This is a genomic window from Leclercia tamurae (assembly GCF_025566055.1).
In the GTDB taxonomy this organism is placed as follows: domain Bacteria; phylum Pseudomonadota; class Gammaproteobacteria; order Enterobacterales; family Enterobacteriaceae; genus Enterobacter; species Enterobacter tamurae.
This window is the reverse complement of record NZ_JAMHKS010000058.1, coordinates 29,032-43,696: the sequence shown is the minus strand read 5'-3', so window position 1 is coordinate 43,696 and position 14,665 is coordinate 29,032. Positions and strand designations below refer to the sequence as shown.

The following is a 14,665-nucleotide window of genomic DNA, read 5'->3' as shown; positions in this document are numbered from 1 at the left end:
TCATCCTCGGGAAAATGAGTGGCCCTGCGACAGCGCAGAGCAGAGTTGTTTTGCGGCGAGGATAATACGCGGGCTTGCGCGCTCAAACCAGTCGCTGTTGAGCGCAATCACGGGTATTTTTAGCTGGCTTTGCCAGTACTGTTCTATTTTAGGAATATCGCCCGCAGAACCGGCCACCACGATCGCCTGCGGCTGGCGCGCCAGCACCTGCTCGCGGCTTACCTGGGGCCAGGGAACACGGCTGGCAGCGAAGATATTTTCCCCGCCACACAGCTCAAGCACCTGATGTTGCAGAGAACCCTGGCTGGTGGTGAACAGAGGCTGTTGGCCGAACTGAAGAAATACCCGCTTTTTCGGCAGGGTGCCGTAAGTGGTTTTTAAGGCGGCAAAATCGGCCAGCATCTGCTGTGCGGCCCGTTGGGCCTGGTCTGGCGTCGGGCTCCAGGGGGCAAGGTCGCGCAGGGCCTGGGCGATCTGTTCAATGCGGGTGGCATCGATCCACTGCACTTTTATCCCCAGCGAGGCCAGCTGGTTGACCTGACGTTCTGCGTTGCCACCACGCCAGGCCAGCACCAGATCGGGCTTCAGGGCGACGATACGTTCAACGTTGATGCCTTGCCAGGTGGCGACCTGTTCAATTTTCGCCGCTTCGGGGGGATAGTCGGAAAAACTGCTGACCCCGACGGGGGTGATCCCGGCGGCAAAGGCCAGTTCGGTATTGGCAGGGGAGAGGGTGATAACACGCGGCGCGGCCAGAAGCCACGCCGGTGTCAGCAGAAACAGCGCCAGAAGCGCCCTGAGGAGCGGCTTAGCCACGCGCCAGTTTCTGCACCAGGGTCTCAACCATCAGGCTGGACTGTTTGGCAGCGACCACGAGGAACTCGTCGAAGCTCAGGTGAGACTGCTGATCCGCCACGTCAGAGATGGCGCGAACCACCACGAAGGGGACGTTGAAGTTATGGCAAACGTGAGCAACGGCAGTGGCTTCCATCTCAACGGCAATTGCCTGCGGGAAGTTATGGCGGATTTTCGCCAGGTTCACGGAGCCATTGATAAAGGCATCGCCGCTGACAATCAGGCCGCGCACCGCGTTGAGGTTCAGCTCCGCGATGCAGCTTTCTGCGGCGGCAACCAGTTTGTCATCGGCTTTGAAACCGGCCGGGCAGCCCGGGAGCTGGCCGTACTCGTAACCGAAGGCGGTCACATCGGCGTCGTGATAGCGCGCTTCGTCAGACACCACGATATCACCCACTTTCAGGGTTGGCGCCAGGCCGCCCGCAGAACCGGTGTTGATGATCACGTCTGGCTTGCAGTGTTCCAGCAGCAGGGTTGCGCCCAGCGCGGCGGAAACTTTACCGATACCCGATTTCAGCAGAGCAACTTCTGTCCCGTTCAGCGTGCCGGTGTAAATCTCGCAGCCACCCAGAGAGAGGGTCTGACGGTTCTCAATTTTGTCACGCAGCAGCGTAACTTCTTGTTCCATTGCTCCAATAATACCGATTTTCATAGATTTACTCGCGATGTGCCTTGTTAAGATGCATAGTCTATCATGCGCTTCAGGGGAAACGCATTCTCACGCGGGGGAGCACATGGCACCAATCGATTTTCGTACCAAAATTAACTGGCGTCGCCGGTACCGCTCTCCGCAGGGGAACAAGAGCGAACATGAGATCCTGCGGATCTTCGAAAGCGACCGCGGACGCATCGTTAATTCACCGGCAATCCGCCGCCTGCAGCAAAAAACGCAGGTCTTTCCCCTCGAGCGCAACGCCGCCGTCCGCACCCGCCTGACCCACTCGCTGGAGGTGCAGCAGGTGGGCCGCTATATCGCCAAAGAGATCTTAAGCCGCCTCAAGGAGCAGTGCCTGCTTCAGACCTACGGGCTGGATGAGCTGACCGGGCCGTTCGAAAGCATCGTCGAGATGGCGTGCCTGATGCACGATATCGGTAATCCCCCCTTCGGTCATTTTGGCGAAGCGGCTATCAATGACTGGTTCCGCCAGCGCCTGTTCCCCTCTGATGCCGCCAGCCAGCCGCTCAGCGACGACCGCTGCGTGGTCCAGGCTCTACGGCTGCGTGAAGGCGAAGAGACGCTGAACGGGCTGCGACGCAAGGTGCGCCAGGATCTGTGTCATTTTGAGGGTAATGCGCAGGGCATCCGCCTGGTGCACTCCCTGATGCGCATGAACCTCACCTGGGCGCAGGTGGGATGCATTCTGAAATACACCCGCCCCGCCTGGTGGCAGGGTGATCCGCCCGCGACGCACAATTATTTAATGAAAAAACCGGGGTATTATTTCTCGGAAGAGGCGTATATCGAGCGGCTCCGTCAGGAACTGTCCCTCACGCCGTATGGCCGTTTTCCATTGACCTGGATTATGGAAGCAGCAGACGATATTTCCTATTGCGTGGCCGATCTGGAGGATGCGGTAGAGAAAAGAATATTCAGCGTCGAGGGGCTTTATCAGCATCTTTATGATGCCTGGGGCAACCACGAGAAAGGCTCCTTATTTTCTCAGGTGGTTGAAAACGCCTGGGATAAATCACGCTCCAATTCCCTCAGCCGCAGTACCGAAGACCAGTTCTTTATGTATTTGCGCGTCAATACATTAAATAAGCTGGTGCCCTACGCGGCTGAGCGTTTTATCGACAATATCGAACAGATTTACAGCGGTGAATTCAATCATGCACTGCTGGAGGACGACAGTAGCTTTAGCCAACTGCTTGAACTCTATAAAAATGTCGCCATGCGTCACGTGTTCAGCCATCCCGAGGTCGAGCAGCTGGAATTACAGGGCTACCGGGTGATAACCGGCCTGCTGGAGATCTACCGTCCGCTGCTGCAATTATCGGTGGAGGAATTCAGCGAGCTGGTCGAAAAGGAACGCGTTCGCCGTTTACCGATTGAATCCCGGCTTTTTCATAAACTGTCGCCGCGCCATCGGCTGGCGTATGTGGAGTCGGTGAGTAAATTTGACCGCCGGCAGCCAGACTGGCCGGTGCTGGAGTTTTATTATCGCTGCCGCCTGATCCAGGACTATATCAGCGGCATGACAGACTTATATGCGTGGGATGAATACCGCAAGTTGATGGCGGTGGAATAAGGCTGAGTTTTGTAAAGACGACCAATAAATTTTTACTTTTTCCAGAAACTTAATGCCGGAACTTAGCGCGACGAAACGAATCTGATATACACAGCAATTGTGCGTGACCTGTAAATCGAGATTAAGAAACATGAAAAAAACCACTTTAGCAATGAGTGCACTGGCTCTGAGTTTAGGTTTAGCGTTATCCCCTCTGTCTGCCAGCGCAGCAGAGACCGTCTCTTCCGCAGCCACGGCGCAACAGATGCCAAGCCTGGCACCGATGCTGGAAAAAGTGATGCCGTCGGTAGTGAGCATCAATGTCGAAGGCAGCACTACCGTCAACACGCCGCGCATGCCGCGTAACTTCCAGCAGTTCTTCGGTGATAACTCACCGTTCTGCCAGGAAGGTTCGCCATTCCAGAGCTCACCGTTCTGCCAGGGCGGGGCAGGTGATGGCAACGGCGGCGGTCAGCAGCAGAAATTTATGGCGCTGGGTTCCGGTGTGATCATTGATGCCGCCAAAGGCTATGTTGTTACCAACAACCATGTGGTGGACAACGCCAGCAGCATCAAGGTGCAGCTGAGCGACGGGCGCAAGCTTGACGCCAAAATGGTCGGCAAAGATCCGCGCTCTGATATCGCTCTGATTCAGATTCAGGATCCGAAAAACCTGACCGCGATTAAGCTGGCCGATTCTGACGCGCTGCGCGTTGGGGATTACACCGTGGCGATCGGTAACCCGTTTGGTCTGGGTGAGACGGTCACCTCCGGTATTGTTTCTGCCCTTGGCCGTAGCGGCCTGAATGCGGAAAACTACGAAAACTTTATCCAGACCGATGCAGCGATCAACCGCGGTAACTCCGGTGGTGCGCTGGTCAACCTCAACGGTGAACTGATCGGGATTAACACCGCGATCCTCGCCCCGGACGGCGGCAACATCGGGATTGGTTTTGCGATCCCGAGCAACATGGTGAAAAACCTGACCGCACAGATGGTTGAGTTTGGCCAGGTGAAACGCGGCGAGCTGGGTATCCTCGGTACCGAGTTGAACTCCGAGCTGGCGAAAGCGATGAAGGTTGACGCCCAGCGCGGCGCCTTTGTCAGCCAGGTGATGCCAAACTCCTCCGCGGCGAAAGCGGGGATCAAAGCCGGGGATGTGATCACCACCCTGAACGGTAAACCGGTCAGCAGCTTCGCGGCACTGCGTGCCGAAGTGGGTTCTATGCCGGTGGGCAGTAAAGTCTCTCTGGGCCTGCTGCGTGAAGGTAAACCGGTGACGGTGGCGCTGGAACTGCAACAGAGCAGCCAGAATCCGGCGGGTGGTGCTACCGCGGTCTTCAGCGGTATCGAAGGTGCGGATATGAGCAACAAAGGCCAGGATAAAGGTGTGTCGGTGGATGATGTTAAAGCCAACAGCCCGGCTGCCCGTATCGGCCTGAAGAAAGGGGATGTGATTATCGGGGCTAACCAGCAGCCGATTAAGAACGTTGAAGAACTGCGCAAAATTCTCGACAGCAAACCATCGGTGCTGGCGCTGAATATCCAGCGTGGCGATACCTCTCTCTATCTGCTGATGCAGTAATCTGTTCAGCCCCTGTTTCTGCCTGGAAACAGGGGCTTTTTCATTCCTTTCTGTGAACCCTTCCACAAGTCCATACTTCTCCCCGTCAGTTTGTGCATTCGCACAATGCAGGCCTAATTAATCTTCCATATGCTTGAGCTCTGCTCAGAGGAGGGCGACATGGCTGGCTGGCATCTTGATACCAAAATGGCGCAGGATATCGTGGCGCGAACAATGCGCATCATCGACACCAATATCAACGTGATGGATGCACGTGGCCGAATTATTGGCAGCGGCGATCGCGAGCGTATTGGGGAATTGCACGAAGGTGCGCTGTTGGTGCTCTCTCAGGGGCGCGTGGTGGATATTGATGACGCGGTGGCGCGGCATCTGCATGGCGTGCGCCAGGGGATCAACCTGCCGCTGCGTCTGGAAGGCGAGATTGTCGGGGTGATCGGCCTGACCGGCGAGCCGGAATCGTTGCGCAAATATGGCGAGCTGGTCTGTATGACGGCAGAGATGATGCTGGAGCAATCCCGCCTGATGCACCTGCTGGCGCAGGACAGCCGCCTGCGTGAAGAGCTGGTCATGAACCTGATCCAGGCGGAAGAGCATACCCCGGCGTTGACCGAGTGGGCGCAACGTCTGGGCATCGACCTTAACCAGCCCCGCGTGGTGGCGGTGATCGAAGTCGACAGCGGTCAGTTGGGTGTCGACAGCGCCATGGTAGAGTTGCAGCAGCTGCAGAACGCGCTGGCAACGCCGGAACGCAATAACCTGGTGGCGATCGTCTCGCTGACCGAGATGGTGGTACTCAAACCGGCATTAAACCAGTTCGGTCGCTGGGATGCGGAAGATCATCGGCGACGGGTGGAGCAGCTGATTGCGCGGATGAAAGAGAACGGGCAGCTGCGTTTTCGGGTGGCGTTAGGTAACTACTTCACCGGCCCGGGCAGCATAGCCCGCTCCTGGCGTACGGCCCGCACCACCATGATGGTCGGCAAGCAGCGTATGCCGGAAAACCGCAGCTATTTTTATCAGGATCTGATGCTGCCGGTGCTGCTCGACAGCCTGCGCGGCGGCTGGCAGGCCAACGAGCTGGCCCGCCCGCTGGTACGTCTGAAAGCGATGGATAACAACGGCCTGCTGCGGCGCACGCTGCAGGCGTGGTTCCGTCATAACGTCCAGCCGCTGGCGACGTCAAAGGCGCTGTTTATTCACCGTAATACGCTGGAATACCGCCTGAACCGTATTTCGGAGTTAACGGGGCTGGATCTGGGGAATTTTGACGACCGGCTGTTGCTGTATGTGGCGTTGCAACTGGATGAGCAGCGGTGATGTTGTTTGCCGGGTGGCGGCTGCGCCTTACCGGGCCTACGAAAACATGTAGGCCCGGTAAGCGTAGCGCCACCGGGCAATAAAGCGACTTATTTGTTACGGGTCAACTTCTCAAGATCCGCTTCGATTTCCGTGATCTTGTGGGCAACGACGCTTTCCAGATGACGCAGGTCATCCAGGATCTTCCGCTTCAGATCCACTTCAGTGCGATCGCGCTGGCAAATCTGATCCAGCTCATCAATCACATAGCGCAGATTCGGGCTGATCTCCTGCACTTCTTTGTAACCCTGACCGATGCCATCGGCAACGACAGTCTTACGCTGACGTGGGTACTTGAACTTCACGCTCTTGGCGAAGAACTCGCCTTTATCCTTGTGGAAATAGATTTTCAGGATATCGTTGTTGGCTTCCTGACGGAGGCTGTAACGGTCAATTTCATCAGGATTAGTAATGCCCAGACTTTTCAGATTATCGTACATAGCGGTACCCTTGATCTCAACATAACCCATGAATAATTCACGAAAAAATCTATTTTCGCCACCCTGAGATATAAAAAAAGCGGGGTTGCCCCCGCTTTTTGTTATACCCGATTAATCGATGGTGCGCAGCAGTTCGTTGATGCCAACTTTGCCGCGGGTTTTCGCATCGACTTTTTTGACGATCACCGCACAGTAGAGGCTGTATTTGCCATCTTTTGATGGCAGATTGCCGGAAACCACCACGGAACCCGCCGGAACGCGACCGTAATGCACTTCGCCGGTTTCGCGATCGTAAATACGGGTGCTCTGACCGATGTAAACGCCCATCGAGATCACCGAGCCTTCTTCCACGATCACGCCTTCAACCACTTCGGAGCGTGCGCCGATGAAGCAGTTGTCTTCGATGATGGTCGGGTTGGCCTGCAGCGGCTCCAGAACACCACCGATACCGACGCCGCCGGAGAGGTGCACGTTTTTACCGATCTGCGCGCAGGAACCCACGGTCGCCCAGGTATCCACCATGGTGCCTTCGTCAACGTAAGCGCCGATGTTCACGTAGGATGGCATCAGCACGGTGTTACGGGCGATATAAGCACCCTGACGCACGGCCGCTGGTGGCACCACGCGGAAACCTTCTTTCTGGAAACGCGCTTCGTCGTAGTCAGCGAATTTCATTGGGACTTTATCGAAGTAGCGGCTTTCCGCACCGTCGATAACCTGGTTATCGTTAATACGGAAAGAGAGCAGTACCGCTTTCTTCAGCCACTGATGAGTGACCCACTGACCGTCGATCTTTTCGGCTACACGCAGTGCGCCGGAATCAAGCAGAGAAATCACCTGATTGACCGCCTCACGGGTCACGGTATCCACATTTGCCGGAGTAATGTCGGCGCGACGCTCAAAAGCGGACTCAATAACGTTCTGTAACTGCTGCATAGTTCAACTCTTTCCAGGTAAAAAAAAACATCACCCTTTATCGTTTGGATTGAGGGCTGCTGTCAACCGTTGTTGCACTTCCTGTTGCAGGGCATTATTAAGCCCACGACGGTCGGCTGTGGCGATTATAAATAAATCTTCTACTCGCTCGCCAATGGTTGTAATTCTGGCACCGTGCAGCGAAATTCCCAGGTCGGCAAACACCTGTCCGACCCGCGCCAGCAGCCCCGGCTGGTCGAGGGCGATCAGCTCGAGGAAGGATTTCCGGTCGGTATGGGTCGGCAGGAAATTGACCTCGGTATCGACGGTAAAGTGGCGCAGTTTGGCCGGCTGTCGACGCGGCTGCGGAGGCTGCCAACTGTGCTGGGTGATCGCCTGCTCCAGCCCGTAGCGAATCGGCTCGTGACGATCGGCGGAAAGAGGACTGCCGTCCGGCTCCAGCACAATAAAGGTATCCATCGCCATTCCGTCCCGGGTAGTAAAGATCTGCGCGTCGTGCACGCTGAGGTTACGCCGGTCGAGTTCCGCACAGACCGCGGCGAACAGGTAAGCGCGATCGGGGCTCCAGATGAAGATCTCTGTCCCGCCACGGGTCGCCTGCGGACTGAGCAGGATCAGGGGCTTGGTCAGATCGTGCTGCAGCAGATGGCGGGCATGCCAGGCCAGCTGGTTCGGGCTGTGACGGACAAAATAGTTGGCGCGACAGCGCGCCCAAATCAGATGCAGCGCCTCTTCATTTATACTCTCCATCCGCAACAGCGCCAGAGCCTGCATCTGGTGATGGCGCACGCGCTCGCGCATGTCCGGGGTGCTCTGCATACCACGACGCAGCTGCTTCTCGGTAGCGAAGTAGAGTTCGCGCAACAGGCTCTGCTTCCAGCTGTTCCACAGCGTCTCGTTGGTGGCGCAGATGTCAGCCACCGTCAGGCAGACCAGGAAGCGCAGTCGGTTCTCGGTCTGCACCTCTTCGGCAAACTGTTTGATCACCTCGGGATCCTGAATATCGCGCCGCTGGGCGGTGACCGACATCAGCAGGTGATGGCGGACCAGCCAGGCGACCAACTGGGTTTCGCGGGAATTGAGCCCGTGCAGCTCGGCGAATTTCAGCACGTCTTCCGCGCCCAGGATCGAGTGGTCGCCACCGCGCCCTTTGGCGATATCATGGAACAGGGCAGCAATCAGGATCAGCTCCGGATTGGTGAGGCGCGGCCAGAGTTCAACGCAGAGGGGGTGGCGGCTGCGCACCTCCTCATTGGCGAAGCTTTCCAGCTTCAGCATCACGCGGATTGTGTGTTCATCAACGGTATAGGCATGGAACAGGTCAAACTGCATCTGGCCGACGATATGCGTCCACTGCGGCATATAGGCCCACAGCACGCTGTGACGGTGCATCGGCAGCAGCCCGCGGCTGACCGCGCCCGGGTGGCGCAACATGCTCAGGAACAGCGACCGCGCTTCCGGGATGTAGCATAAAGGCTGGGTCAGATGGCGGCGGGCATGGCGCAGGTGGCGCAGGGTGGTGGAGTAGATGCCGGTGATGGTGCTGTTACGCACCATGGCGTAGAACATCCGCAGGATCGCTTCCGGCTTGCGGATAAACAGCGTCTCGTCGCGCAGGTCGATTAAGGTGCCGCGCAGCTGGAATTCATCGTCGATCGGGCGCGGTTTTTCATCCGCGGTCAGGGCCAGGATCGCCTCGTCGAACAGCTGCAACAGCATCTGATTCAGTTCACCCACCCGACGGGTGACGCGGAAGAAGTCCTTCATCATCTGCTCGACCGGCTCGTTACCTTCGCCGCTATAGTGCAGGCGCTGGGCGACGCTCAGCTGACGGTCAAACAGCAGACGGTTGTCGTAGCGGGTCACTTCGAGATGCAGGGCAAAACGAATGCGCCACAGCAGATGCAGACACTCATTCAGCTCGGTCCGTTCGGCTTCGGTGAGAAAGCCAAAGCCGACCATCTCATCCAGCGAGGTGGCGCCAAAATGACGGCGGGCGACCCACTGCAGAGTGTGGATATCGCGCAGGCCGCCGGGGCTGCTTTTGATATCCGGCTCCAGGTTATAGCTGGTGCCGTGGTAACGCTGGTGGCGCACCTGCTGCTCATCGACCTTCGCGGCGAAGAACTTCTCCGACGGCCAGAAACCGTCGCTAAAGATGTGCTTTTGCAACTCAAGGAACAGAGCCACGTCGCCAATCAGCAACCGTGATTCAATCAGGTTGGTGGCGACGGTGAGATCGGATAACCCCTCCAGGAGACACTCTTCCAGGGTGCGCACGCTGTGGCCGATTTCCAGCTTGACGTCCCACAGCAGGGTCAGCAGCTCGCCGATTTTCTGCGCCTGTTCATCCGGCAGCTTTTTCCGGCTCAGGATCAGCAGGTCGATATCCGAAAGAGGATGCAGTTCACCCCGACCATAGCCGCCGACGGCGACCAGTGCCACATCGCCCAGCTGACCAAAACCGTAGTCAATCCACAGGCGCTGCAGGAGCTGATCGATGAACTCCGTACGCGCTTCAATGAGCGCTTCGGCGGAGATGCCGCTGTCAAAGGTCTCCCCCAGCCAGCGCTGGAACGTGTCGATATGCGCTTTAATGCCAGCGCAGGTCAGCTCGGCCGTCGGCCAGACGCCGGGGTTATCCGGCTGGCCAGGCAGGGTGGGGAGGGCCGTATTGGCATACTGCTCAGGTAAAAGGTTACTCATTGCGCGCCACCCATAAGAAAAAACGATAGCCATTAAAAAAGCCGGCATTTGCCGGCTTCTTATCATGCGTCTTGCGAGAGTATCGCCGGGATGGTGTCATCCTTGCGTAACGTCAGAATTTCGCAGCCGTTGTCGGTCACCACAATAGTATGCTCGTACTGGGCAGACAAGCTCCGGTCTTTGGTTTTCACCGTCCAGCCATCTTTCATGGTACGGATGCGGTAGTCGCCGGCGTTGACCATCGGCTCGATGGTGAAGGTCATGCCCGCCTGCAGCACCACGCCACCGTCATCCGCATCATAGTGCAGAACCTGTGGCTCTTCGTGGAACACACGGCCGATACCGTGACCGCAGTATTCGCGCACCACGGAGAAACCCTCTGCTTCAACAAATTTCTGGATCGCCGCACCGAGGGTACGCAGGCGAATGCCCGGCTTGACCATCTTCAGGGCCAGGTAGAGGCTCTCCTGGGTCACTTTACACAGACGCTCGCCCAGAATAGTCGGTTTGCCAACGATGAACATTTTAGAGGTGTCACCGTGGTATTCATCTTTAATGACGGTCACGTCGATGTTGACGATGTCGCCGTCTTTCAGCAGCTTTTCGTCATCCGGGATGCCATGGCAAACCACTTCATTAATAGAGATGCAGACCGATTTCGGGAAGCCGTGGTAGTTGAGGCATGCGGAGATCGCCTGCTGCTCGTTCACGATGTAATCATTACAGATGCGGTCCAGTTCGCCGGTGCTGACGCCCGGTTTAACGAACGGCTCGATCATTTCCAGCACTTCAGCGGCCAGACGACCGGCGACGCGCATCTTTTCAATTTCTTCAGGTGTCTTAATAGAGATAGCCATGTAATCTGTCCATCGGTGTCGATTTTTTCGACAATACTAGTCTAAGTGTTGTCAATGGTATCAGTCTGGCGCACATGCTGCCAAATTGAGATTCCTTCACCGCACACTCCGCCAACAATTGTTGGTTTCGGGTAGCGTTTTGTGATATAAAGCGCGCCGGACTTCCGATCCATTTCAGATACACAGAATGGACGGAAGCGACAAATCTCACTTTGTGTAACAACACACACGTATCGGCACATATTCCGGGGTGCCCTTTGGGGTCGGTAATATGGGATACGTGGAGGCATAACCCCAACTTTTAAATAGAGGTTTTAAAACATGGCAACTGTTTCCATGCGCGACATGCTCAAGGCTGGTGTTCACTTCGGTCACCAGACCCGTTACTGGAACCCGAAAATGAAGCCTTTCATCTTCGGCGCACGTAACAAAGTTCACATCATCAACCTTGAGAAAACTGTACCAATGTTCAACGACGCCCTGGCTGAGCTGAACAAGATCTCTTCCCGTAAAGGTAAGATTCTGTTTGTTGGTACTAAGCGCGCTGCAAGCGAAGCTGTGAAAGAAGCTGCTAACAGCTGCGACCAGTTCTTCGTGAACCATCGCTGGCTGGGCGGTATGCTGACTAACTGGAAAACCGTTCGTCAGTCTATCAAGCGCCTGAAAGATCTGGAAACCCAGTCTCAGGACGGTACTTTCGAAAAGCTGACCAAAAAAGAAGCGCTGATGCGCACTCGTGAGCTGGACAAGCTGGAAAACAGCCTGGGCGGTATCAAAGATATGGGCGGCCTGCCAGACGCGCTGTTCGTTATCGATGCTGACCACGAGCACATCGCAATCAAAGAAGCTAACAACCTGGGTATCCCAGTATTCGCAATCGTTGATACCAACTCCGATCCGGACGGTGTTGACTTCGTTATCCCGGGTAACGACGATGCAATCCGTGCTGTTAGCCTGTACCTGAGCGCTGTAGCTACTACCGTTCGTGAAGGCCGTTCCCAGGATCTGGCTTCTCAGGCGGAAGAAAGCTTCGTAGAAGCTGAATAATAAGGTTCTACCCCTTATTAGTACCGTGTATGAATAGGGGCCAATTATCGGCCCCTTTTTTCAATTTATACTGTTTGGCTTCTGGCCGGGCAGTTCACATCTCCCGAGGATTTAAGAATGGCTGAAATTACCGCATCCCTGGTAAAAGAGCTGCGTGAACGTACTGGCGCAGGCATGATGGATTGCAAAAAAGCGCTGACCGAAGCGAACGGCGACATCGAGCTGGCAATCGAAAACATGCGTAAATCTGGTGCGATCAAAGCAGCTAAGAAAGCAGGCAACGTTGCTGCTGACGGCGTGATCATCACTAAGATCGACGGCACCTACGGCATCATTCTGGAAGTTAACTGCCAGACTGACTTCGTTGCTAAAGATGGCGGTTTCCAGGCATTTGCTAACAAAGTTCTGGACGCAGCTATTGCTGGCAAAATCACTGACGTTGAAGTTCTGAAAGCACAGTTCGAAGAAGAGCGTGTTGCACTGGTTGCTAAAATCGGTGAGAACATCAACATCCGTCGCGTATCTTCTCTGGAAGGTGACGTTCTGGGTTCATACCAGCACGGCGCACGTATCGGTGTTCTGGTTGCGGCTAAAGGCGCTGACGAAGAGCTGGTTAAACAGCTGGCAATGCACATCGCTGCAAGCAAGCCAGAATTCGTTAAGCCAGAAGACGTGTCTGCTGAAGTTGTTGAGAAAGAGTACCAGGTTCAGCTGGACATCGCCATGCAGTCTGGCAAGCCAAAAGAAATCGCAGAGAAAATGGTTGAAGGCCGCATGAAGAAATTCACCGGCGAAGTTTCTCTGACTGGCCAGCCTTTCGTTATGGATCCAAGCAAAACTGTTGCTCAGCTGCTGAAAGAGCACAACGCTGACGTAACTGGCTTCATCCGCTTTGAAGTGGGCGAAGGCATCGAGAAAGTTGAGACTGACTTCGCAGCAGAAGTTGCTGCAATGTCCAAGCAGTCTTAATCAGCGAAAAGAAGCCGCCTGAGGGCGGCTTCTTTTTGTGTACGTTATGTGTAAATCAGCCAGACGCCTATAGTGTCTGTGTTGAGATGCGATATATCATGTCGCCAGAATTAACCCCATCTTAATCGTTGACAGTCCCAGGAAAGAAATATGGCTACCAATGCAAAACCCGTTTACAAACGCATTCTGCTTAAGCTGAGTGGCGAAGCGCTGCAAGGGTCGGAAGGCTTCGGTATTGACGCAAGCATCCTTGACCGCATGGCGCAGGAAATCAAAGAACTGGTTGAACTGGGCATCCAGGTTGGCGTAGTCATTGGCGGTGGTAACCTTTTCCGTGGCGCGGGTCTGGCAAAAGCAGGCATGAATCGCGTGGTGGGCGACCACATGGGTATGCTGGCAACGGTCATGAATGGCCTGGCTATGCGTGATGCACTGCATCGTGCCTATGTGAATGCACGCCTGATGTCCGCTATTCCGTTGAATGGCGTGTGTGATAACTACAGCTGGGCCGAAGCCATCAGCCTGCTGCGCAACAACCGCGTGGTGATCCTCTCCGCCGGTACGGGTAATCCGTTCTTTACTACCGATTCCGCGGCCTGCCTGCGCGGTATTGAGATCGAAGCCGATGTGGTCCTGAAAGCGACCAAAGTGGATGGCGTGTTTACTGCCGATCCGGCAAAAGATCCTGCCGCCACCATGTACGATCAGCTATCCTACAGCGAAGTACTGGATAAAGAGCTGAAAGTGATGGATCTTGCCGCCTTCACGCTGGCTCGCGACCACAAACTGCCGATCCGTGTTTTCAACATGAACAAGCCTGGCGCCCTGCGTCGCGTGGTCATGGGTGAAAAAGAAGGCACTTTGATCACGGAATAATTTCCGTCGGCGATAAATACAGGTAAGATTCCGCTTTACTTTGTAGTGATATCTTACCTGGACGCGCCTTTGGCGTTGTCATGAATTAAACGCGACTATACTTAGCACACCTGTAGCGTTGTGTTGGTAGATAGTCTGCCTGAGACAAGTTTCCAAGGATTCGTAACGTGATTAACGACATCAGAAAAGATGCTGAAGTACGCATGGACAAATGTGTAGAAGCGTTCAAAACCCAAATCAGCAAAATCCGCACTGGCCGTGCTTCTCCAAGCCTGCTGGATGGCATTATCGTGGAATACTACGGTACGCCAACCCCGCTGCGTCAACTGGCGCAGGTCACGGTAGAAGATACCCGTACGCTGAAAATCAACGTCTTCGATCGCTCCATGGGCCCGGCCGTTGAGAAAGCCATCATGGCATCCGATCTGGGTCTGAACCCAAGCTCTGCAGGCACGGATATCCGTGTTCCACTGCCAGCGCTGACCGAAGAGCGTCGTAAAGATCTGATCAAAATAGTACGTGGTGAAGCAGAGCAGGGCCGTGTTGCCGTGCGTAACGTACGCCGTGACGCGAACGATAAAGTGAAAGCGCTGCTGAAAGATAAAGAGATCAGCGAAGATGACGATCGCCGCTCTCAGGACGACGTACAGAAACTGACCGATGCAGCTATCAAGAAACTTGATGCGGCGCTGGCAGAAAAAGAAGCGGAACTGATGCAGTTCTGATTTCTTACGTACTCTGATAAAACGCCGTACAGAAGGCCCGTTGGGCTTTGCTGGCGGCGTTTTGCTTTGCTGGTTTCACTACTTC

13 protein-coding genes are annotated in these 14,665 nt (G+C 55.4%); 7 read left to right on the top strand and 6 right to left on the bottom strand.

What is annotated here, in order from left to right:
* Positions 1–816: a vitamin B12 ABC transporter substrate-binding protein BtuF gene (btuF, locus tag M8318_RS00995; protein ID WP_262660674.1), complete on the bottom strand. Its 816-nt coding sequence runs from the start codon at positions 814–816 to the stop codon at positions 1–3.
* Positions 809–1,507, bottom strand: coding sequence for a 5'-methylthioadenosine/S-adenosylhomocysteine nucleosidase (mtnN, locus tag M8318_RS00990; protein ID WP_106994294.1), 699 nt, complete (start codon positions 1,505–1,507; stop codon positions 809–811). The genes btuF and mtnN overlap by 8 nt, the downstream gene beginning before the upstream one ends.
* A gap of 82 nt (positions 1,508–1,589) precedes the next feature.
* Here mtnN and dgt point away from each other — a divergent pair, with 82 nt between their 5' ends.
* The 3 genes from dgt (at position 1,590) to cdaR (ending at position 5,985) form a co-directional block, all read left to right on the top strand.
* Entirely contained in the window at positions 1,590–3,104 is a 1,515-nt protein-coding gene (gene dgt / locus M8318_RS00985) for a dGTPase (protein WP_262660673.1), read from the top strand.
* A gap of 130 nt (positions 3,105–3,234) precedes the next feature.
* Complete coding sequence (gene degP, locus M8318_RS00980) at positions 3,235–4,668, top strand: serine endoprotease DegP (protein ID WP_262660672.1); 1,434 nt, start codon at positions 3,235–3,237, stop codon at positions 4,666–4,668.
* Between the two features lie 159 nt (positions 4,669–4,827).
* The gene (gene cdaR, locus M8318_RS00975; protein ID WP_039030313.1) at positions 4,828–5,985 is read left to right on the top strand and encodes a DNA-binding transcriptional regulator CdaR; all 1,158 of its coding nucleotides are present in this window, start codon (positions 4,828–4,830) and stop codon (positions 5,983–5,985) included.
* Between the two features lie 89 nt (positions 5,986–6,074).
* Here cdaR and M8318_RS00970 read toward each other — a convergent pair whose 3' ends face one another.
* The 4 genes from M8318_RS00970 to map form a co-directional block, all read right to left on the bottom strand.
* On the bottom strand, positions 6,075–6,464 hold the full coding sequence (locus M8318_RS00970) for a DUF3461 family protein (protein WP_032616607.1): 390 nt from the start codon (positions 6,462–6,464) through the stop codon (positions 6,075–6,077).
* A gap of 111 nt (positions 6,465–6,575) precedes the next feature.
* Positions 6,576–7,400: a 2,3,4,5-tetrahydropyridine-2,6-dicarboxylate N-succinyltransferase gene (dapD, locus tag M8318_RS00965; protein WP_106994297.1), complete on the bottom strand. Its 825-nt coding sequence runs from the start codon at positions 7,398–7,400 to the stop codon at positions 6,576–6,578.
* Between the two features lie 30 nt (positions 7,401–7,430).
* Positions 7,431–10,106 carry a bifunctional uridylyltransferase/uridylyl-removing protein GlnD gene (glnD, locus tag M8318_RS00960; RefSeq protein ID WP_262660670.1) on the bottom strand — a complete coding sequence of 892 codons (2,676 nt, stop codon included), beginning with the start codon at positions 10,104–10,106 and terminating at the stop codon, positions 7,431–7,433.
* 62 nt (positions 10,107–10,168) lie between these two features.
* Positions 10,169–10,963 carry a type I methionyl aminopeptidase gene (gene map, locus M8318_RS00955; protein WP_106994298.1) on the bottom strand — a complete coding sequence of 265 codons (795 nt, stop codon included), beginning with the start codon at positions 10,961–10,963 and terminating at the stop codon, positions 10,169–10,171.
* Positions 10,964–11,284: 321 nt separating this feature from the next.
* Between map and rpsB the strand changes: the two genes are divergently transcribed.
* From rpsB to frr, 4 genes are all read left to right on the top strand, one after another.
* On the top strand, positions 11,285–12,010 hold the full coding sequence (rpsB, locus tag M8318_RS00950) for a 30S ribosomal protein S2 (protein WP_106994299.1): 726 nt from the start codon (positions 11,285–11,287) through the stop codon (positions 12,008–12,010).
* Positions 12,011–12,127: 117 nt separating this feature from the next.
* The gene (gene tsf, locus M8318_RS00945; RefSeq protein ID WP_039030310.1) at positions 12,128–12,979 is read left to right on the top strand and encodes a translation elongation factor Ts; all 852 of its coding nucleotides are present in this window, start codon (positions 12,128–12,130) and stop codon (positions 12,977–12,979) included.
* A gap of 150 nt (positions 12,980–13,129) precedes the next feature.
* Positions 13,130–13,855: a UMP kinase gene (gene pyrH, locus M8318_RS00940; protein WP_166181630.1), complete on the top strand. Its 726-nt coding sequence runs from the start codon at positions 13,130–13,132 to the stop codon at positions 13,853–13,855.
* Between the two features lie 167 nt (positions 13,856–14,022).
* Entirely contained in the window at positions 14,023–14,580 is a 558-nt protein-coding gene (frr, locus tag M8318_RS00935) for a ribosome recycling factor (protein ID WP_106994300.1), read from the top strand.
* Positions 14,581–14,665: the final 85 nt, after the last annotated feature.